We start from the raw sequence: 18829 nt of genomic DNA, 5'->3' as shown, positions 1-18829 counted from the left end.
GGCGGGTCACTCCGCCGGGTCGTCCGGGCGGTCACCGAGCCGGTTACGGCTGGTCAGCGACCGCTGGAGACGGGTGAGCGCGCTGCTCGGCGACCGCTTGCGCAGGGCGGCGCGCGCCGCGTTGGCGCCGGGCGCGCCGTGCACACCACCGCCCGGATGCGCCCCGGCGGACGCCAGGAAGAGGCCCTTGACCGGGGTCTCCGGCCGCCCGGTACCCGGCACCGGGCGGAAGACGAGCTGCTGGTGCATGGCGGTCGTGCCTCCGTTGATGGCCCCTCCGTGCAGATTGGCGTCGAGCGCCTGCAACGTGGGCGGTGCCAGGATGCGGCGGGCCCGGATACGGGAGCGGAAGCCCGGCGCGTACCGCTCCACCTGCTCCTCCAGCCGGTCCGCCATCGCTTCCTGCTCGCCGCGGCTCCAGGAGCCGGTGATCCCGGCGTCCCCGGCGTCCGCACGGACGTCGTGCGGTACGTGGGTGTACGCCCACGCCGACTCGGTCCCGGCCGGTGACCGGGTGGCGTCGGCGGTGGTCATCTGCCCGAAGAGGGCGAACGGCCGGTCGGGGACCCGGCCCGCCGCGAGCTGCGCGGCGAACCGCGTCAGCTCGTCCACCCCCTCGGCCAAGTGCACGGTGCCCGCGCTCGCCGCTTCCCGGCAGGTCCACGGCACCGCGCCGTCCAGCGCCCAGTCGACCTTGAACGTCGCGAAGTCCCACTGGAAGCGGCGCAGGTCCGCCATCAGCCGCGTGGGCAGGTGCCGGCTGTCGACCAGCTCGCCGTAGAGGGACGGTACGGACACGTCGGCCAGTACGGCCCGGCCGGCGGCCACCGATTCGCCGCCCGCGGTGCGTACCGCCACGGCGCGGCCCGCCCGCACGACGACCTCGGTCACACGCTCGCCGCAGCGCAGCACACCGCCGCGCGCCTCCAGCCGCCGTACCAGAGCCTCCGTCAGCGCGCCCGCGCCGCCGACCGGCACGGGAAAGCCGTACGACTGCCCGAGCATGGACATCAGCCAGCCGAAGCCCCCGCTGCCCGCGGCCTCCGGCGCCAGGTCGGCGTGCAGCGCGTTGCCCGCGAGCAGCAGCCGGCCGCCCTCACCGCCGAACTCCTCCTCGCCCAGCCGCCGTACGGGCAGCACCATCGTGCGGGCCAGCCGCAGGCCGCCCGCGCTGCGCAGCCGGGCGGCGAGCCGGGCCGTGGCCCGTACCGGCGGGAACGGCGTGAACAACGCCCCCAGGACGTCCGGCCCCACCCGGTCCCAGATCTCGCAGAGCCGCCGCCAGGCGTCGCCGTCGCCGGCGGCGAAGCGGTCCAGCCCGTCGGCGGTGGCCGGCCGCCGCCGTTCCAGCACCGCGCACCGGCCGTCGGCCAGCGGATGTGCGAGGACGCTGGGCGCGTGGCTCCACCGCAGCCCGTGCTCGTCGAGGCGGAGCGCGTCGAGCACCGGGGAGGCGGCGGCCAGCGGATAGAAGGAGCTGCACAGGTCGCTGACGAAGTCGGGGTGGACGCCGCGGTCGCTGCGGACCGCGCCGCCCGCTTCGGGCTGCGTCTCCAGGACCTCCACGCTCCAGCCCGCGTCGACCAGCAGGTTGGCGGCCACCAGCCCGTTCGGGCCGGCGCCGATCACCACCGCGTCGGGCATCTCAGAACGCCCCGCTCGGCTGCTGCCGGGGCCTGCCGCCCTCCACGACCTTGGCCAGTCTGCCGAGCATGCTGCGGTGCCGGATCTGGAGCAGGGCGTCCAGCACGGCGTTGTGCAGCAGCCCGCCGGGCCCGCGCAGCGGGTGTTCGTCCATGATGATGAGGCTGTGCTCGCCCCAGGGGCGGATCTCGGCGGCGATCCGTGCGCTGCCCAGGGCACCGCTCTCGATCTCCAGCTCCAGTTCCCTGGGCGGCTCGACACGCCGGACGACGGTCCGGCCGCTCAGCGACCACGGACCCACGCGCACGCTGTACGCGATCGAGGACCCCAGCTCCGGCCAGTCGCCCTCGGCCGGTTCCGACCGGTAGGGACCGACCACCCACTCCTGGTACCGGGCGCCGTCGGCGAGCACCGCCCACACCGCGGCAGGCGGACTCTTGATCAGCTGATGTCTTACCGCCATGCGGTCTCCAACGTCAGGGGGAGCCGGTCGCCAGCATAGGCGGGTCCGGCTGTCCCGGCATTCGGGACCACGACCGTGTGCCCGTGACGGGCCGTACGACACCAGCCGGGCGGGTTTCGTGCCGGGCGTCGGCGGCGACCCGGCGTCACGTTGCGGAAGCCCGGTCCCGGGTACCCCCCTCTGACCCGTCACCCCGACCGGTACCGCCCGCAGCCCGTGGAGGCCCGACCATGAGCCACGACCTTCCCCTGCGCGGACGCACCGCCGTGATCACCGGCGCCGCACGCGGCCTGGGCGCGCACATGGCGCGTTCACTCGTACGGCGGGGAGCCGACGTGGCCCTGCTCGGGCTGGAGGAGGACGCGTTGGAGCGGGTCGCGGCCGGCTTGCCGGGTCACGCCGAACACTGGCCGGTGGACGTCACCGACGAGGACGCCATGGACCGCGCCGCCGCCCTCGTGGAGCGCCGCTTCGGCCCGCCCTCCGTCGTCGTCGCCAACGCGGGGGTGGTGGCGGGCGGCCCCTTCCTCGACACCGACCCGGCCGTCTGGCGCCGCGTCGTCGAGGTCAACCTGATCGGCAGCGCGGTGACCGCACGTGCCTTCCTGCCCGCCCTCCTGCGCACCCGTGGCTACTTCCTCCAGGTCGCCTCCCTCGCGGCCATCGGCCCGGCGCCGATGCTGTCCGCCTACTGCGCCTCCAAGTCCGGAGTGGAGACGTTCGCGCAGGTCCTGCGCGCCGAGCTGGCCCATCGTGGGGTGGGGGTCGGTACCGCGTACCTCAGCTGGGCGGACACCGAGATGGTCCGGGCCGCCGACCGCCGGACGGCGATGCGGGAGCTGCGCGCCCACCTGCCGTGGCCCGCGTCGAAGACCTACGACGCCGGTCCGGTGGCCGACCGTATGGTCCGCGGCATCGAACGGCGGGCCGCAGCGGTCTACGCACAGCCGTGGCTGCGGGCGGGCCAGGCGGTGCGCGCCGTCCTGCCGGGGATCGTGGCCGAGGGCTCGCGCCGCGCCTTCCTGCGCCTGGCGGGCCGCGCCGACCTCACGGCGACCGGTCTGCTCGGAGCGGGCGGCCGGGCGGCCGAGGCGTCCGGCGACACGCGCTGCTGACCGTGCGGAGTACGGGGGAGGGCACGGCCGTTCGGCGCAACCGGCGCGGCGGGCCCGCCGCACCCGGGACAAGCTCGGGGCATGGACCAAGCATCGGCTCCCCGGGCGCGGCTCGGGCTCGTCTTCCTGCTGACGGCAGCCGGGGTCGCTGCCGCCCTGACCCCCGGCGCCGCGGCCCAGGACCGTACGGACACCCGGGCGCCCGCCGCCGCGGAGCCCGCCCGTACGGCCTCCGCCTGGCTGCCCTACTGGGGCGACACCAAGGCCGCCTACCGCGACGCCCTCCAGCACGCCGCGCAACTGCACACCGTCAGCCCCTTCTGGTACCGGGCCACCTCCGCCACCACCATCAAGAGCCAGCACGGCGCGGGCGACAAACAGGTCATCGCGGGCCTGCACAAGGCCGGGATCAAGGTGGTGCCGACCGTCAACGAGTCCATGGACGCCACCGCCATGGCCGCGCTGCTGCACGACCGGTCCCGCCGCCACGCGCACATCGCGGCACTGCTGCGGCTGGTGGCCTCCCGCGCGTACGACGGCGTCGACCTCGACTACGAGACGATGGCGACCACCGGCAGCGCCCGGATGCGCGAGCGGGTGCGCACCGGGTACGCGCTGTTCGCCGACGAGCTGTGCGCCCGGCTGCACGCCAGGGGCAAGAGCTGCGTCATCACCGTCATGGCCCGCACCGGCACCTCCGGCAAGGCGTACGACTACGCACGCCTCGGCAAGGCCGCCGACCGCGTCCGGATCATGGGCTACGACCTGCACTGGGCCGGGGGCTCCCCGGGCCCGCTGTCCTCGCTCGCCTGGTACGAGGAGTTCCTGCGGTACGCCACCCGCACCGTGCCGCGGGACAAGCTCGAAGTGGCCTTCCCCGGGTACGGCTGGGACTGGACCCAGGGCGCCAAGGCCCGCGCCAAGCACCTGACCTGGAAGGAGGCGGAGGCGCTGCGCCGCCGCAAGGGTGCCGCCTACCGCTTCGACGCGAAGTCCGGCACGCCCCACTTCACGTACAAGGCGGGCCGGGCCGTGCACCACGTCTGGTACCAGGACGCACGCGGGGTCGCCGCGCACCTGCCGCTGCTGAAGAAGTACGGCGTACGCAACACCGGGCTGTGGGCGCTCGGGTTCGAGGACCCGCGGTTCTGGCAGGCGCTGGGCGGCGAGTAGCCGCAGCACCGCCCCGGACGGACTGCCGGCCCGCACGGTGAACATCAGCAGACTCTGCCCGGAGGCGTCCGGCGTGTGCAGCATCCGGAAGTCCAGCTCCATGGCGCCCACCAGCGGGTGGTGGAAACTCTCCACTCCGAAGCCGCAGTAGTAGACCGCGTGCCGCGAACGGAGCGTGCCGCACTCGGTGCTCTTCATGGACAGCTCACCGATCAGCTCCGCCAGTTGCGGGTCGTCCGGATGCTGCCCGGCCGCCATGCGCAGCGCGGCGACGGCTCGCCGGGTCTCCGCCTCGCGGTCCGGATACAGCTCGCGGGTGTGCGGGTCCAGGAACAGCAGCCGCTGGGTGTCGGGCCGGTCCAGCGGCCGTCCGGGGCTGTCGAAGTCCAGGTGGCCGGGGACCAGTGCGTGTCCCGCGGGGTCCCACGCCGGAGCCTCGAAGCGCCGGCCGAGCACCACGGTCGGCGCCTCGCCGAGCGCGGCGAGCAGTTGGCGCGTGCCGGAGCGCGCCCTGTCGGGCCGTACGGCCGGGCGCCGTAGGAGACCAGGCCGACGTCCTCCAGCTGGAGGCGGGTGCGGCGGGTCCGGAGGAGGTGCCCAACTCGGCGGTGGTGTCCATGACGGCCAGTGTTCGTCCACCGGGCGGCGCGGTGCCTGACCCTGGCGGTACCGGGCTCCGGGCGCTGCCGGTCGGGGACTTCGGCCTTGCCGATACCGGGCTCCGGACACGGCCGGTCGCGGGCCGCGGCGACCTGGGTACCGGGCTTCGGGCGCCGCCGGGCCGTGGACTTCGGCGCCCCGGTGGCCAGGCTGCCCGCGATCGGCTGTTCCCTCCGGGATACCGACCGCTTAGTATGCCGAGGGTCGCGGGCCCGGCAGGTTCCGGCACCCCGCGCTCCCCGCGTACCCGAGGTCTGTGGAGGCACCTGTGAAGGCATGGCGCGTACACGAGAACGGCGAGCCTCGCGAGGTGATGCGGCTGGAAGAAGTGCCGGACCCGCAGCCCGGGCCGGGACAACTGCTGCTGCGGGTGCGAGCGGCCGACGTCAACTTCCCCGACGCGCTGCTGTGCCGCGGCCAGTACCAGGTACGTCCGCCGCTGCCCTTCACGCCGGGCGTGGAGATCTGCGGCGAGGTGCTCGCCGCGGGCGAGGGCGCGTCCGCCGAGGTGGGCGCCCGGGTCCTGGCCCAGCCCCCGCTGCCGGGCGGTGGCTTCGCCGAACTGGCCCTCGCGGACGCGGCGTCGGTGCGTCCCGCGCCCGACGCCCTGGACGACGCGGAGGCGGCCGCACTGCACATCGGCTACCAGACCGGCTGGTTCGGTCTGCACCGCCGGGCCCGCCTCCAGCCCGGCGAGACGCTGCTCGTGCACGCCGCGGCGGGCGGGGTCGGCAGCGCCGCCGTCCAGCTCGGCAAGGCCGCGGGGGCCCGGGTCATCGGGGTGGTGGGCGGCTCCGACAAGGCGGCCGTCGCCCGCGAACTGGGCTGTGACGTGGTGCTGGACCGCCGCACCGACGACCTCGTGGCCGCCGTCAAGGAGGCGACCGGCGGCCGGGGCGCCGACGTGGTCTACGACCCGGTGGGCGGCGACGCGTACGCCAAGTCCGTCAAGTGCGTCGCCTTCGAAGGCCGGATCGTGGTCGTCGGCTTCGCCAGCGGCACCGTACCGGCCCCCGGCCTCAACCACGCCCTGGTGAAGAACTACACGATCCTCGGCCTGCACTGGGGCCTGTACAACACCAAGGACCCGGCCGCGGTCGACGCCTGCCACGAGGAGCTGGCCAAGCTGGCCGCGCAGGGCGTCATCAAGCCGCTGATCGGCGGCCGGGTGCCGCTGTCCGGCGCGGCCGAGGCGGTCCAGCGCGTCTTCGACGGCACCACCACCGGCCGCCTCGTCGTGGTCCCCGGTCTGGAGGACGCGCGATGACCGAGGTGATCACCGAGGCCGGGAGCCCCGACGCCGACGGACTGCGCCGCCGCACCGCCGACCTGCTCGCCGCCCACCCGCCCGCCACCACCGACCCGCTCGACTTCCTGCGCGCCCGCTTCGACGCCGGGCTGGCCTGGGTCCACTTCCCCCGGGGCCTCGGCGGACTCGACGCGCCGCGCGCGCTCCAGGCCGTCGTGGACGCCGAACTGGAGGCGGCCGGCGCGCCGGACAACAACCCCCGCCGTATCGGCATCGGCCTGGGCATGGCTGCCCCCACCATCCTCCGCTTCGGCACGGACGAGCAGCAGAAGCGCTTCCTGCGGCCGCTGTGGACCGGCGAAGAGGTGTGGTGCCAGCTGTTCAGCGAGCCCGGTGCCGGCTCCGACCTGGCCGCGCTCGCCACCCGCGCCGTACGGGACGGCGACCACTGGACGGTGGACGGCCAGAAGGTCTGGACGTCCGGCGCCCACCAGGCCCGCTGGGCGATCCTCATCGCCCGTACGGACCCGGAGCTGCCCAAGCACCGCGGCATCACCTACTTCGTGTGCGACATGACCGACCCCGGCGTCGAGGTGCGGCCGCTGCGGCAGATCACCGGCGAGGCCGAGTTCAACGAGGTCTTCCTGACGGGCGTACGGATTCCCGACGCGCACCGCCTCGGCGCGGTGGGGGAGGGCTGGAAGGTCGCCCAGACCACGCTGATGAACGAACGGGTGGCGATCGGCGGCGCCCGGCTGCCGCGCGAGGGCGGCATGATCGGCGTCGCCGCGCAGGCGTGGCGCGAGCGCCCCGGGGCCCGCACCCACGACCTCCACCAGCGGCTGCTGCGCCACTGGGTGGACGCCGAGGTCGCCCGCCTCACGGGCGAGCGGCTGCGTCAGCAGCTCGCGAAGGGGCAGCCGGGGCCGGAAGGCAGCGGCATGAAGCTGGCGTTCGCCCGGCTGGCCCAGCAGATCAGCGGCTGGGAGGTGGAGTTCCTGGCCGAGGACGGGCTGGCGTACGACGACTGGACGCTGCGCCGCCCCGAGGGCGTGGACTTCACCGGACGCGACGCCGGCTACCGCTACCTGCGCGCCAAGGGCAACTCCATCGAGGGCGGCACCTCCGAGGTGCTGCTGAACATCGTCGCCGAACGCGTCCTGGGGCTGCCGCCCGAGCCGCGCACCGACAAGGACGTCGCCTGGAAGGACCTCCCCCGATGACCGCTCCGAACCAGGCCCAGGCCGCCCCCGCCGCACCGGCCCCCGCGCAGCCCGACGCCGTCCCCGACCTCCTCTACTCGGAGCCCGAGGACGACCTGCGGGCCGCCGTCCGCTCGCTGCTGACCGACCGCGGCGGCCCGGCCGCCGTCCTGGCCGGCCTGGAGAGCGGCCGGACGCACGACACCGGACTGTGGCGCTCACTGGCCGCCGACATGGACACGGCCGGACTGCTGGTCCCGGAGAAGCTCGGCGGGCAGGGCGCGAGCACCCGCGAGGCCGCCGTGGTCCTGGAGGAACTGGGCCGCTCGGTGGCGCCGGTTCCGTACCTGACCAGCGCGGTACTGGCCGTGACGGCGCTGCTCGGCTGCGAGACGGACCGCCCGGAAGTGGCCGGGCCGCTCGCCGCGCTCGCCGAAGGGCGCAGCGTCGGCGTGCTCGCCGTACCTCTGCCGACGGCCCCGGGCGCCCTGCCGGAACCGGCCGTACGGGCCGACGCCGACGGCGCGCTGAGCGGCGAGGTGACCGGCGTCGCGGACGCCGCCGCCGCGGACGTGCTGCTCGTGCCGGCCGACGGCCCGTACGGATACGCGCTGTACGCCGTCGGCACGACGGCCGACGGGGTACGGACCACGCCCGGCACACCGCTCGACCTGACCCGCACCCCGGCCCGGGTCACCCTCGACCGCGCCGCCGGACGGCTGCTGGCCGGGCAGGACACGGCCCGCGCGGCGGTGACCGGGGCCCTGCTCGCGGGCGCGGGGCTGCTCGCCTCCGAACAGCTCGGCATCGCCGAATGGTGCCTGGCCGAAACCGTGCGGCACACCGGCCGACGCACCCAGTTCGGACGCCCGGTCGGCTCGTTCCAGGCGCTCAAGCACCGGATGGCCGCGCTCTGGCTGGAGGTCGCCTCGGCCCGGGCGGCGGCCCGCAACGCCGCCGACGCGCTGGCCACCGGCAGCCCGGACGCGCGGGTGGCGGTCGCGGTCGCGCAGGCGTACTGCGCGCCCGTAGCGGTGCGCGCGGCCGAGGAGTGCATCCAGTTGCACGGCGGCATCGGCATGACCTGGGAGCACCCCGCGCACCTGTTCCTCAAGCGCGCCAAGGCCGACGAGATCGCCCTGGGCACCCCGGGCCGACACCGCGAAGCGCTGGCGGAACTGGTGGAGCTCCCGGCTCCGTAGCGGCTCCCGGGCTCGCGCTCCGGCCGCGGAGCGCCCCGCCCCGGGAGCCGGCGCCCCGGTCACCGGGCGGGCGATCCCCTACCCGATGAGACTCAAGGGCCCGCTGACGTCACTCTCCTTGCCGTCCTGGGTCGTCACCTCGATCGTGTAGGAGGTGCCCGGCGGGACGGTGGGCAGGGTGGCCAGGGCCTCGCCGGCCTTCTTGGTGCCCGCCTTGGGCGCGACCAGTGAGAGCCGGTCGTGTCCGCCGGACGGCGTGCGGGCGCTCAGCCAGACGTCCACCTCCTTCCCGGTGGTGTTCGACCACTGGACGAGGAGGCCGCCCGCCACCTTCGCGCTGGAGCCGGCGGCCGGTGTCGTGACCTTCAGGGCCGGGCCGGCGGCGGACGGGGCGGCGGCCGGTCCGACCGCGAGGGCGGCCGCCGCCGCGGTGGTGGCGGCTCCGACGGCTATGCCCTTGGCCTTCGCCGTACGCATGATGACCTCCGTGTCGTCGGGGGCGGTCGGGCGAAGCTTCCCCGCGCGGTGAGATCATCACCGGTGCCGGGGCGACGGCCACCTCACCGGGGGCCCTTGAGCGGCCGAGGCGTCGCGGCTGTACGACACTGTGTCCACACGGCGGTACCGCGCCCGGTGTCCGCGCGGGCAGCACGACTCCGCCCGTTACGCAACCGTTATGTCTAAAAAGTGCAGTTCGGGTAGCGTCGTACCCATGAAGATCGCAACCCGTCGCCGCACGGCCTCCGGGGCGGCGCTCCGCCGGTGCCCGCAGGCCGGCCCGGCGTCCCTGCTGGCCGCCGTCCTCCTGGCGGTGCTCACCGCCGTGGCACCCGGCGCGCGGGCCGCCGGAGGGCTCGACGAGGCGGCGGACGCCCTGAAGAAGGGCCCGGTGTACGTGGACCCGCGGGCGTCCGGCGAGCTGTCGTCCGCCGACGCGGACGCCCTCGCCAAGAAGATCAAGGACTCCGGGAAGCCGGTCTTCGTGGCGGTGCTGCCCAAGGCCGCCGAGTACCGGCCCGAGACCCTTCTGCGGGACCTGCGGACCAAGACCGGTGTCAGCGGCGTCTACGCCGTCGAACTCGGTGACCGGTTCAACGCCGCCGCCGACCGGCGGGTGATGTCGGTCAATTCCGTACGCAACCTCGTCGGCGCCGTCCAGCGCTCCGGCTACGGCACCACCAAGGAACGCCTGAACAGCTTCGTGGACACCGCGACCCAGCAGGCGTCCGGCCACGAGCCGGCCTCCTGGGGCGGCGACGGCGCCGGTGTCAGCACCGGCGCGCTCGTCGGCCTGGGCGCGCTGGTGGCCGTCGGCGGTGGCGGTGCCTACGCGCTGCACCGCCGCAACAAGAAGCGGCGGGCCGAGGAGGAGCGGGCCGCGCTGGAACAGCTCCGCGTCGTGGTGGACGAGGACATCACCGCCTTCGGCGAGGAGCTGGACCGGCTCGACTTCAACCCCGGCGAGCCCGGTGCCGACGACGCGATGCGTGCCGACTACAGCCACGCGCTGGACGCGTACGAGAACGCCAAGACGGCGATGGCCCGCGCCGAGCGCCCCGGCGACGTCGAGCCGGTCACCAAGGCCCTGGAGGACGGCCGGTTCGCGCTGGCCACCCTGGCCGCGCGGCGCGAGGGCAAGCCGCTGCCCGAACGCCGGGTGCCGTGCTTCTTCGACCCGCGGCACGGGCCGTCCGTCGCGGACGCGGAGTGGGCGCCGAACGGCGCGGCGCCCCGCACGGTCCCGGTCTGCGCCGCCGACCAGGCGCGCCTGGCGGACGGGCAGGAGCCGATGGCCCGCACGGTGCAGACCGAGTACGGGCAGCGTCCTTACTGGGACGCGGGCCCGGCCTACGGCCCCTGGGCGGGCGGCTACTTCGGCGGCGGCATGCTGCCGGGCCTCCTCGTGGGCACCATGCTCGGCAGCGTCATGATGGGCCCGTCCGCCTACGCCTCCGACTTCGGCGGCGGCCAGCAGGGAGCCGAGGGCGGCGACGTCTCCGGCGCGGACTTCAACCCTGACGACTTCTCCGGCGGTTTCGGCGGCGGCGGCGGTGACTTCGGCGGTTTCGGTGGCGGCGACAGCGGCGGTGGCTTCGGCGGCGGCGACTGGTGACACGCGCCGCCCGGCCGGTGACGACCGGGCCTACCGGCTGACCGGTGCCGCCCGGACCCGCTTCGCGCCCAGGAACCGCGCGTAGCAGGCCCGCCGGGCGAAGTCCGCGTACGTCCACACGGCGGGCCGTCCGGCCTCCTTGCAGAGGTGCAGCACCTGGCCGGGCTCCAGGTGCACGCCGACGTGTGCCCCGTACCCGGCGGGCCGTCCCGGTGCCTCCCCGGCGTCGAAGAGCACCAGGTCCAGCGGTCCCGGCGGATCGGCCCGTACGGTCGCCGCGGTGTCCGCCCACAGTTCGGCGGACCGCAGCGGCGGCACCTCACGTCCGAAGTGGCGCAGCACGGCGTAGGCGTAGAGCTGGCAGTTGGCGCCCGCCGTCACGTCGTACGGGTGGCGGCCCGGCGGCGGGGGAGCGCCGGGGTGCCGGGCGCCGTCGTAGGGGACGTCCCGCAGGCCGGCGGGCAGGCGGTGAAGCGGATCGGCGGGCATCCGTCCATGATGACGGGCCCCGCGAGCGGGGGTGGCGGAGCTTCCGTTTCTCTCATGCTGTTTAATTGCCTGCACTTTGCAACAACATACGGTCTTCAGTAGGGAGTGGGCATGAGGTCCCGGTCGATACGCTCAGCGACCGCCGCGGCACTGGCGGGAACGGTGGCGCTCACGGCGGCGGCCTGCTCGACGCCCACCAGCGGCAAGGGCGGCGCGTCCGGTGCCCAGGACTCCGCCGTGGTCGGCATCGCCTACGAACCGGAGTCGCTGAGCCCGCTGCTGGGGTACGGCAAGGACGGCAACTCCAAGATCTTCGACGGGCTGCTCACCCACGACGCGGACATGAAGCTCCGGCCCGCGCTGGCCGCGAAGCTGCCCGAGGTCTCCGACGACGGCAGGACGTACACGTACACCCTGCGCGACGGCGTGACCTTCAGCGACGGCAAGCCCTTCACCGCCGACGACGTGGTCTTCACCTACGAGACCATCCTCGACGCGAAGACCAACAACGCCTCCAAGGCCGAACTGGACGCTCTGGAGAAGGTCGAGAAGAAGGACGCCCGCACCGTCGTCTTCCACCTCAAGTACCCCTACGCGCCGTTCGCCGAGCGCACCGTCCTGCCGATCGCCCCGCAGCACGTCGCGGGCAAGCAGGACATCAACCACGGCTCCTTCACCACCGCGCCGATCGGCACCGGCCCCTACATCCTCACCAAGTGGTCCAAGGGTGAGAAGCTCACCTTCAAGGCCAACCCGCACTACTGGGGCGGCGCCCCCAAGGTGAAGAACTTCACCATGGCGATCATCAAGGACGACGACGTGCGCGCCACCCGGCTGCGCTCCGGCGACCTCGACGGCGCGATCCTGCCGCCCAACCTCGCCGCCACCTTCACGTCCGACAAGGACAAGAAGTCGCTGGCCGCCAAGACGTTCGACTACCGCACCGTCACCCTGCCCACCGCCAACGAGGTCACCGGCGACAAGGCCGTCCGCCGGGCCCTGGACATCGCGGTGGACCGCAAGGCCATGGTCGACGGCATCCTCGACGGCGCCGGCAAGCCCGCCTACGGGCCCGTACCGACCGACAGCCCCTGGTTCGCCAAGGGCACCGAGCGCGCCCACGACCTGAAGAAGGCCGAGCGGATCCTCGACGACGCCGGCTGGCAGAAGGGCGAGAACGGCATCCGCGCCAAGGACGGCCGGCCCGCCTCCTTCAAGCTCTGGTACCTGGCCGGCGACAAGCTCCGCCAGGAGCACGCGCTCGCCTTCGCCTCCGACGCCAAGAAGGCCGGCATCGAGGTGAAGGTCGAGTCCGGCCCCTGGGAAGCGATCATGCCGAACATGAAGACCGACGCGGTCCTCGCGGGCGGCGGCAGCCCCGCCGACCCGGACTTCGACCAGTACCTGCTGCTGCACTCCTCGCTCGCCGGCGACGGCTTCAACAACATGTCGCGCTACGACAACCCCAAGGTCGACAAAGCCCTGGTGGACGCCCGCCGCACCGACGACAAGGCCGCGCGCAAGGCCGGCTACGACGCCGTGCAGCGCGAACTCGTCGACGACCCGGCGTACGTCTTCCTCACCCACATCGACCACCTCTACGTCCTCAAGGACCGGTGGAAGGACCTCACCACCCAGGTCGAGCCGCACGACCACGGCCTGGCCTCCGGCCCGTGGTGGAACGTGGAGGACTGGCAGCCCGCCACGTGAACCGCCTCGCACAACTGCCCTGGGCCCCCATGGCGCGGATGACGGGACGGCGCACCCTGTTCGCCGTACCCGTCCTCCTCGCCGTCACCCTCGGCGTGTTCGCCGTCGCGGCCGCCGCGCCCTTCGACCCGGTCAGGGCGTACGCGGGCACCGCCGGGCTCACCGCCTCCCAGGCGAACCTCGACCAGATCCGGCACAACCTGGGCGTCGACCAGCCGCTGTTGGGCCGCTGGTGGCACTGGCTGACCGGCGCGCTCACCGGCGACCTCGGCGACTCGGCGACGCTGCGCGCACCCGTCTCGCAGGTCATCGGCGAGCGCATCGGCTGGTCGGTGCTGCTGTGCGCCCTGGCGTTCGTGATCGCCATCGTCCTGGGGACGCTGCTGGGTGTCCTGGCGGCCCGGCGGCCCGGTTCGATGCTCGACCGCGCCGTCACCTCCGCCGCGTACACCCTGGAGGCCGCCCCGCCGTTCTGGCTCGGGCTGCTGGCCGTCTGGCTGTTCGCGCTCAAGCTCGGTGTGCTGCCGGCCGGCGGGCTGACCGACACCGGCAGTGAGATCGCCACGGCCGGGCAGGTCGCGCGCCACGTCGTGCTTCCGGCGCTGGTCCTGGCCGTCTCCCAGCTCCCGTGGTTCGTGCTGTACGTACGGCAGGGGGTCGGCGACGCACTGGAGGAGGACCCGGTGCGCGGCGCACGGGCCCGCGGTCTGAGCGAGCGCACCGTCCTGTTCCAGCACGCCCTGCGCTCCGGGCTGCTGCCGGTCCTCACCCTGGTCGGCTCCCGCGTGCCGGAATTGATCACCGGGGCGCTGCTCGTGGAGTCCGTCTTCAGCTGGCCGGGCATCGCCGCCGCCACCGTGGACGCGGCGACGAGCGTGGACTTCCCGCTGCTGGCCGCGCTGACGGTGCTGGCCACGATCGCCGTGCTGATCGGCAACCTGCTCTCCGACCTGATGTACGGACTCGCCGATCCGAGGGTGGGCTTCGATGGCTGAGACGGTGAACGCACCCGGCGAAACGGCCCGCACGGCCGGAACGTCCGCCACCCGCTGGCACCAGCGCTCCGCGCGGCCCGGCGGCCACGGCGGCCGCACCCGTACCCGGACCCTGCGCGTCCGCACCTCCGCCGTCCTGGTGGCGGCCGTCCTCCTGGCCGTGATCGTCGTACCCCTCCTGATCCCCCTGGACCAGCAGGCCGTCGACCTCGCCGCCAAACTCCGGCCACCCTCCCCCGCCCACCCCTTCGGCACCGACGAGGTGGGCCGCGACCTGCTGCTGCGCTGTGTGTACGGGTTGCGCGTCTCGCTGCTCGTCGGTGTGGTCGCGGCGCTCGTCGCCACCGTCATCGGCACCGCGGTCGGCGCGCTGGCCGGAGCGCTCGGCGGCTGGGCGGACCGCGGCGTGATGCGCGTCGTGGACCTGTTCTCCTCCGTGCCGCACCTGCTGCTGGGCATCTTCATCGTGGCGATGTTCCGGCCCGGCGTCTGGCCCGTGATCATCTCGGTGGCGCTGACCCACTGGCTGTCCACCGCCCGGATCGTCCGGGCCGAGGTGCTCTCCCTGCGCTCCCGCCCGTACATCGACGCGGCCGTCTCCGGCGGCGCCTCCCGCCTGCGGGTCGCCGTCCGTCACCTGCTGCCGGGCGTACTGCCGCAAGCCGGGCTCGCCGCCGTCCTGATGGTCCCGCACGCCATCTGGCACGAGTCGGCGCTGTCCTTCCTGGGGCTCGGGCTGCCCGCCCACGAGGCGAGCCTCGGCAACATGGTCAACAGCGCGCGCAGCTCGCTGCTCGCGGGTGACTGGTGGCCGACCCTCTTCCCCGGCCTGTTCATCATCGTCCCCACGCTCGCCGTCGCGGGCCTGGCCGGCGTCTGGCGCGAACGCATCAACCCGCGCCGCCGATCGGAGCTGATGCTGTGACCGAGCCGTCCGAATCCGCGGCCCCTGCCGGTCCGTCCGCGTCCGAGGGCCCTCCCGGCCCGTCCGCGCCCGAGGTCCCTCCCGTGCTGTCCGTACGCGACCTCTCCGTACGCTTCCGGATGCGCGGCGGGCGGCACGTCGCCGCCGTCACCGGCGTGTCCTTCGACCTCGCGCCCGGCCAGTGCCTCGCGCTCGTCGGCGAGAGCGGCTGCGGCAAATCCGTCCTGGCCTCCGCGCTGCTCGGACTCCTCCCGGGCAACGCGCAGACCGCGGGCACCGCGCACCTGGACGGCACGGAACTGCTCACCGCCTCCGAACGCGAGCTGTCCCGCTCCGTACGCGGCCGCCGCATCGGCCTGGTGCCCCAGAGCCCCGCCGCCCACCTCACCCCCGTACGCACCGTACGGGCGCAGTTGGAGGAGACCGTCCGGGAGCTGACCGGCACACCCAAGCACGCGCTGCGGGCCGCCGCCGAGCAGGCCGCGGCGCGGGCCGCCTTCCCCGCCGGCCACCTCGACCGCCACCCGCACGAACTCTCCGGCGGCCTCGCGCAGCGCGCCGCCACCGCCCTCGCCCTGGTCGGCGACGCCCCGCTGCTGCTCGCCGACGAGCCGACGACCGGCCTGGACCGCGACCTGGTGGACCGTACGGTCGACGAACTGCGCCGCCACATCGACACACCCGGTGACACCGCGGGGGCCGGGCGGGCACTCCTCATGATCACCCACGACCTGGCGGCGGCCGAGCGGATCGCCGACCGGGTGGCCGTCATGTACGCGGGACGGATCGTCGAACTCGCCCGGGCGGCGGACTTCTTCGGCACCCCCGGCCCCCGCCACCCGTACGCGCGCGGCCTGCTCGACGCCCTCCCGGACCGTGCCTTCACCCCCATCGCCGGAATGCCGCCGGAACTGGGCGACCTCCCGCCGGGCTGCGCCTTCGCCGCCCGCTGCGACCGGGCCACGGACCGCTGCACGACCGCCGTGCCCGCGCTGACGGACGGCACCGCCTGCCACCACCCGCTGGAGCCGCCCGAGGCCCCCGCACGCCAGGCCGCACACGAGGGGGCAGCCCGTGCTTGAACTCCACTCGATCACCGCGGGCTACGACCGCAGCCGTCCGGTCGTCCGTGACGTGACCCTGCGCATCGCGGACGGCGAGGCCGTCGGCCTGCTCGGCCCCAGCGGCTGCGGCAAGTCGACGCTGGCCCGGGTGGCCGCGCTGCTGCACCGCCCGGACGCCGGCACCGTCGTCCTCGACGGCGTGCCCGTCAGCGGTTACCGCCACCGCGCCACCCCCGCCCAGCGCACCGCGTACGGCGTCGTCTTCCAGCAGCCCCGCCTGTCCGCCGACCCCCGCCTGCGCCTCGCCGACCTGATCACCGAACCCCTGCGCGCCATCGGCCGCCGCACCGAGATCCCCGCCCGCCTCGCCGGACTGGCCCCCGCGGTGGGCCTCTCCGACGACCTGCTGTCCCGCCGCCCCCACGAGGTGAGCGACGGCCAACTGCAACGCGCCTGCCTGGCCCGCGCCCTGATCCTGCGCCCGCGCTGGCTGATCTGCGACGAGATGACCGCGATGCTCGACGCCTCGACGACGGCCGCCCTGGTGGCGGTCGTGGAGGAGTACCGGCGCGACTCGGGGGCCGGGCTGCTGGCGGTCGGGCACGACCGTGTCCTGCTGGAGCGGTGGTGCGACCGGACCGTGGGCTGGGCCGAGCTGGGCTCCTCCGGGACGGGCGGCTGAGCGGGCGCCGGCAGTCCCGCGGGGCTCGCGGTCACACGTCCCAGGTGACCGGGAGGCGCTTCACCCCGTAGATGTCCGCGATCTCCGGGCGCAGCGCGACCTCTTCGGCCGGTACGGCCAGGCGCAGCGAGGGGAAGCGGTTGACCAGCGCGGGGAACGCGACACCCATCTCGACGCGGGCCAGCTGCTGACCCAGGCACTGGTGGATGCCGTGGCCGAAGGCCAGATGCCCGCCGCCCTGCCGCCGGAGGTCGAGCGTGTGCGGATCGGTGAAACGCTCGGGGTCGCGGTTGGCGGTGTTGAGCGACAGGATCACCGGCGAGCCGGCCTCGATGGTGTGGCCGCCGAGCTCGACGTCCTCCAACGGCACCCGCATGAACGTCTTGGCGACGCTGAGATAGCGCAGCAGCTCCTCCACCGCCCGGTCGGCGAGCGCGGGCTCGGCGCGCAGCGCGGCCAGTTGCGCCGGGTTCCGCAACAGCGCGAAGGTGCCCAGTGCCAGCATGTTCGCGGTGGTGTCGAGCCCGGCCGCCAGCAGGACCAAGCTGATCCCGCGCAGCTCCTCGTCGGTCAGGTCGCTGTCGGTGAGTTCGCTGAGCACGTCGTCGGTGGGGTCCGCGCGCCTCGCGGCCACCAGCTCCGCGAGGTAGTTCTGTACCGCGGTGTAGGCCGCTATCAGCTCCTCGTCGGTCGTCTCCCCGCTCATGAACGACTCGACCTGTGCCTGGAAGGAGTCCCGGTCCTCGTACGGCACGCCCAGCAGCTCGCAGATCATGACGGCGGGGACGGGCTTGGCGAACGCGGTCACCAGATCCGTCGGCGGACCGGTCTTCTCCATGGCGTCCAGGCAGTCGGCGGTGACCTGCTCGACGCGCTCGGTGAGCAGCCGCATCCGCCGGACGGTGAACTTGCCCGCCAGGGGCTTGCGGTAGCGCCGGTGCTCCGGGTCGTCCATGAGGACGAACTCGCCGGGCGGCGCCGGAGGGACCTCGATGTCGCCGTAGTCGATGGTCGGGTGGTGGCGCATCAGCTCCTTGCGCGAGCTGAACCGCTGGTCGGCCAGGACCGCGCGGGCCAGGTCGAAGCCGGTGACCAGCCAGCCGGGTGTCCCGCCGGGGAAGGTGTAACGGCTGATCGGGCCGTGCCGGCGGGCTTCGGTCAGCTCTTCCGGCGGGGCGAAGGGGCAGCCCGACCTGGTCGCTGTCGGCAGCGTGGGGACGGTGTGGAGGGACTCGCTCATGACCGCTCTCCTCATGTCGCGATAGTACGCGTTTTTGCGCAGTCCGAAAGCTACGTTGCATTCAGGGTCGAGTCAATCGCATGAAAGGCGTAACTACAGGTCGAGAGCGGAATATTGATGCAATGACGCTGGCCTCGAATGCAACGTAGCGTTGCAATGAGGGCGGGCGAAGGCAATACTGCCGCCATGCCAGGAGGACGACTGACCCAGCAGGACCGCCAGCGCGTCGCGGCCGGACTCGCCGACGGGCTCACCTACGCCGAGATCGCCAGGCGGCTCGGCCGGCCGACCTCGACGATCAGCCGGGAGGTCGGACGCAACGGCGGCCCCGGCGGCTACCGGCCCCAGCAGGCGCACCGGGCGACGGCCCAGAGGGCGCGGCGCGGCACACCGGTACCGCCCCGCGCGCCAGGAGGGCCGGGCGGCGCGGTGGAACAGGAGGTGATCGAGCTGGCGGTCAGGTCGGGACTGCCGAGGATCACGGCGCGCGTACACGTCGACCTGCTGCTGTCCGAGGACGGCAGGCACACCGCGGCCGAGCTGACCCGCAGACTGGGCGTCAGCCCGGCCTCCGTGTCCGTGGCCGTGAACTATCTGGTCCAGCACGGATATGTCCGACGCGAGCGCGATCCGCGGCGGCGCCGCGACGTCTACGTGGTCGACGACGACGCCTGGTACCACTCGGTCGTGCTCAGCGCCCGGCGGACGCTGGAGTCGGCGCGGGCCGCACAGGCGGCGGCGGAGGCGTTCGGGCCCGACAGTCCCGTGGGGGAACGGCTGGCCAGGACGGGAACCTTCCTGGAACGGGTCGTCCTGGACCTGGAGGATTCGGCCGACCGCTGGCGCTCCCTCCTGGCTTGACGCCTGACGTGACCGCCTGACGTGACGCCTGATGTGACGGGG

17 protein-coding genes and 1 pseudogene are annotated in these 18829 nt (G+C 74.1%); 12 read left to right on the top strand and 6 right to left on the bottom strand.

Translation table 11 applies throughout. The features are described 5' to 3' along the window. Positions 1-6 precede the first annotated feature (6 nt). Complete coding sequence (locus tag ACZ4QV_RS12935) at positions 7-1644, bottom strand: phytoene desaturase family protein (RefSeq protein WP_361614483.1); 1638 nt, start codon at positions 1642-1644, stop codon at positions 7-9. A gap of 1 nt (position 1645) precedes the next feature. Continuing rightward, positions 1646-2107: an SRPBCC family protein gene (locus tag ACZ4QV_RS12930; protein ID WP_361147871.1), complete on the bottom strand. Its 462-nt coding sequence runs from the start codon at positions 2105-2107 to the stop codon at positions 1646-1648. A gap of 230 nt (positions 2108-2337) precedes the next feature. Between ACZ4QV_RS12930 and ACZ4QV_RS12925 the strand changes: the two genes are divergently transcribed. Then, the gene (locus ACZ4QV_RS12925; RefSeq protein ID WP_361614481.1) at positions 2338-3222 is read left to right on the top strand and encodes an SDR family oxidoreductase; all 885 of its coding nucleotides are present in this window, start codon (positions 2338-2340) and stop codon (positions 3220-3222) included. An 81-nt stretch (positions 3223-3303) separates the two neighbouring features. After that, positions 3304-4395: a glycosyl hydrolase family 18 protein gene (locus ACZ4QV_RS12920; RefSeq protein ID WP_361614478.1), complete on the top strand. Its 1092-nt coding sequence runs from the start codon at positions 3304-3306 to the stop codon at positions 4393-4395. Between the two features lie 54 nt (positions 4396-4449). On the opposite strand, the pseudogene ACZ4QV_RS12915 reads toward ACZ4QV_RS12920, so the two are convergent. Beyond that, positions 4450-4851 (bottom strand): annotated as a pseudogene (locus ACZ4QV_RS12915) (MmyB family transcriptional regulator); the annotation flags it as partial. A gap of 472 nt (positions 4852-5323) precedes the next feature. On the opposite strand from ACZ4QV_RS12915, the gene ACZ4QV_RS12910 reads away from it, so the two are divergent. From ACZ4QV_RS12910 to ACZ4QV_RS12900, 3 genes are read left to right on the top strand one after another with little or no spacing between them, the layout of a single operon-like run. Then, complete coding sequence (locus tag ACZ4QV_RS12910; protein WP_361147865.1) at positions 5324-6322, top strand: NADPH:quinone oxidoreductase family protein; 999 nt, start codon at positions 5324-5326, stop codon at positions 6320-6322. Then, on the top strand, positions 6319-7527 hold the full coding sequence (locus tag ACZ4QV_RS12905; protein WP_361147863.1) for an acyl-CoA dehydrogenase family protein: 1209 nt from the start codon (positions 6319-6321) through the stop codon (positions 7525-7527). The genes ACZ4QV_RS12910 and ACZ4QV_RS12905 overlap by 4 nt, the downstream gene beginning before the upstream one ends. Next, on the top strand, positions 7524-8708 hold the full coding sequence (locus ACZ4QV_RS12900) for an acyl-CoA dehydrogenase family protein (RefSeq protein ID WP_361614476.1): 1185 nt from the start codon (positions 7524-7526) through the stop codon (positions 8706-8708). The genes ACZ4QV_RS12905 and ACZ4QV_RS12900 overlap by 4 nt, the downstream gene beginning before the upstream one ends. 78 nt (positions 8709-8786) lie before the next feature. Here the strand turns inward: ACZ4QV_RS12900 and ACZ4QV_RS12895 are convergent, their stop codons facing one another. After that, positions 8787-9185: a hypothetical protein gene (locus ACZ4QV_RS12895; RefSeq protein WP_361590169.1), complete on the bottom strand. Its 399-nt coding sequence runs from the start codon at positions 9183-9185 to the stop codon at positions 8787-8789. A gap of 235 nt (positions 9186-9420) precedes the next feature. Here ACZ4QV_RS12895 and ACZ4QV_RS12890 point away from each other — a divergent pair, with 235 nt between their 5' ends. Beyond that, positions 9421-10821 (top strand): hypothetical protein, encoded by a 1401-nt coding sequence (locus ACZ4QV_RS12890; protein ID WP_361614475.1) that lies wholly within the window; start codon positions 9421-9423, stop codon positions 10819-10821. A 30-nt stretch (positions 10822-10851) separates the two neighbouring features. Here the strand turns inward: ACZ4QV_RS12890 and ACZ4QV_RS12885 are convergent, their stop codons facing one another. Beyond that, positions 10852-11310: a cell wall hydrolase gene (locus ACZ4QV_RS12885; RefSeq protein ID WP_361614472.1), complete on the bottom strand. Its 459-nt coding sequence runs from the start codon at positions 11308-11310 to the stop codon at positions 10852-10854. Between the two features lie 111 nt (positions 11311-11421). Between ACZ4QV_RS12885 and ACZ4QV_RS12880 the strand changes: the two genes are divergently transcribed. From ACZ4QV_RS12880 to ACZ4QV_RS12860, 5 genes are all read left to right on the top strand, one after another. After that, on the top strand, positions 11422-13020 hold the full coding sequence (locus ACZ4QV_RS12880) for an ABC transporter substrate-binding protein (protein ID WP_361614469.1): 1599 nt from the start codon (positions 11422-11424) through the stop codon (positions 13018-13020). Between the two features lie 29 nt (positions 13021-13049). Beyond that, positions 13050-14015 carry an ABC transporter permease gene (locus tag ACZ4QV_RS12875; RefSeq protein WP_361148770.1) on the top strand — a complete coding sequence of 322 codons (966 nt, stop codon included), beginning with the start codon at positions 13050-13052 and terminating at the stop codon, positions 14013-14015. Next, on the top strand, positions 14008-14940 hold the full coding sequence (locus ACZ4QV_RS12870) for an ABC transporter permease (RefSeq protein WP_361147851.1): 933 nt from the start codon (positions 14008-14010) through the stop codon (positions 14938-14940). Before ACZ4QV_RS12875 ends, ACZ4QV_RS12870 begins: the two co-directional genes overlap by 8 nt. A 119-nt stretch (positions 14941-15059) precedes the next feature. After that, positions 15060-16022 carry an ABC transporter ATP-binding protein gene (locus tag ACZ4QV_RS12865; protein ID WP_361148768.1) on the top strand — a complete coding sequence of 321 codons (963 nt, stop codon included), beginning with the start codon at positions 15060-15062 and terminating at the stop codon, positions 16020-16022. Then, complete coding sequence (locus tag ACZ4QV_RS12860) at positions 16015-16686, top strand: ABC transporter ATP-binding protein (RefSeq protein ID WP_467762887.1); 672 nt, start codon at positions 16015-16017, stop codon at positions 16684-16686. Before ACZ4QV_RS12865 ends, ACZ4QV_RS12860 begins: the two co-directional genes overlap by 8 nt. Before the next feature lie 31 nt (positions 16687-16717). Here the strand turns inward: ACZ4QV_RS12860 and ACZ4QV_RS12855 are convergent, their stop codons facing one another. Continuing rightward, the gene (locus tag ACZ4QV_RS12855; RefSeq protein ID WP_467762886.1) at positions 16718-17926 is read right to left on the bottom strand and encodes a cytochrome P450; all 1209 of its coding nucleotides are present in this window, start codon (positions 17924-17926) and stop codon (positions 16718-16720) included. A 186-nt stretch (positions 17927-18112) separates the two neighbouring features. On the opposite strand from ACZ4QV_RS12855, the gene ACZ4QV_RS12850 reads away from it, so the two are divergent. Then, positions 18113-18787: a GbsR/MarR family transcriptional regulator gene (locus ACZ4QV_RS12850; RefSeq protein WP_467762885.1), complete on the top strand. Its 675-nt coding sequence runs from the start codon at positions 18113-18115 to the stop codon at positions 18785-18787. Positions 18788-18829 lie beyond the last annotated feature (42 nt).

The sequence above is a fragment of the Streptomyces sp. NPDC026394 genome, assembly GCF_055567735.1.
Note: the sequence above shows the minus strand (reverse complement) of the source record. Positions and strands in the feature narration are given on the sequence as shown.

Excerpts from the sequence above, each read along its gene's own strand:
- ACZ4QV_RS12935 (WP_361614483.1), bottom strand. The coding sequence starts at position 1,644 with ATGCCCGACGCGGTGGTGATCGGCGCCGGCCCGAACGGGCTGGTGGCC.
- ACZ4QV_RS12930 (WP_361147871.1), bottom strand. The coding sequence starts at position 2,107 with ATGGCGGTAAGACATCAGCTGATCAAGAGTCCGCCTGCCGCGGTGTGG.
- ACZ4QV_RS12925 (WP_361614481.1), top strand. The coding sequence starts at position 2,338 with ATGAGCCACGACCTTCCCCTGCGCGGACGCACCGCCGTGATCACCGGC.
- ACZ4QV_RS12920 (WP_361614478.1), top strand. The coding sequence starts at position 3,304 with ATGGACCAAGCATCGGCTCCCCGGGCGCGGCTCGGGCTCGTCTTCCTG.
- ACZ4QV_RS12905 (WP_361147863.1), top strand. The coding sequence starts at position 6,319 with ATGACCGAGGTGATCACCGAGGCCGGGAGCCCCGACGCCGACGGACTG.
- ACZ4QV_RS12900 (WP_361614476.1), top strand. The coding sequence starts at position 7,524 with ATGACCGCTCCGAACCAGGCCCAGGCCGCCCCCGCCGCACCGGCCCCC.
- ACZ4QV_RS12895 (WP_361590169.1), bottom strand. The coding sequence starts at position 9,185 with ATGCGTACGGCGAAGGCCAAGGGCATAGCCGTCGGAGCCGCCACCACC.
- ACZ4QV_RS12890 (WP_361614475.1), top strand. The coding sequence starts at position 9,421 with ATGAAGATCGCAACCCGTCGCCGCACGGCCTCCGGGGCGGCGCTCCGC.
- ACZ4QV_RS12885 (WP_361614472.1), bottom strand. The coding sequence starts at position 11,310 with ATGCCCGCCGATCCGCTTCACCGCCTGCCCGCCGGCCTGCGGGACGTC.
- ACZ4QV_RS12880 (WP_361614469.1), top strand. The coding sequence starts at position 11,422 with ATGAGGTCCCGGTCGATACGCTCAGCGACCGCCGCGGCACTGGCGGGA.
- ACZ4QV_RS12875 (WP_361148770.1), top strand. The coding sequence starts at position 13,050 with ATGGCGCGGATGACGGGACGGCGCACCCTGTTCGCCGTACCCGTCCTC.
- ACZ4QV_RS12870 (WP_361147851.1), top strand. The coding sequence starts at position 14,008 with ATGGCTGAGACGGTGAACGCACCCGGCGAAACGGCCCGCACGGCCGGA.
- ACZ4QV_RS12865 (WP_361148768.1), top strand. The coding sequence starts at position 15,060 with ATGCGCGGCGGGCGGCACGTCGCCGCCGTCACCGGCGTGTCCTTCGAC.
- ACZ4QV_RS12855 (WP_467762886.1), bottom strand. The coding sequence starts at position 17,926 with ATGAGCGAGTCCCTCCACACCGTCCCCACGCTGCCGACAGCGACCAGG.
- ACZ4QV_RS12850 (WP_467762885.1), top strand. The coding sequence starts at position 18,113 with ATGCCAGGAGGACGACTGACCCAGCAGGACCGCCAGCGCGTCGCGGCC.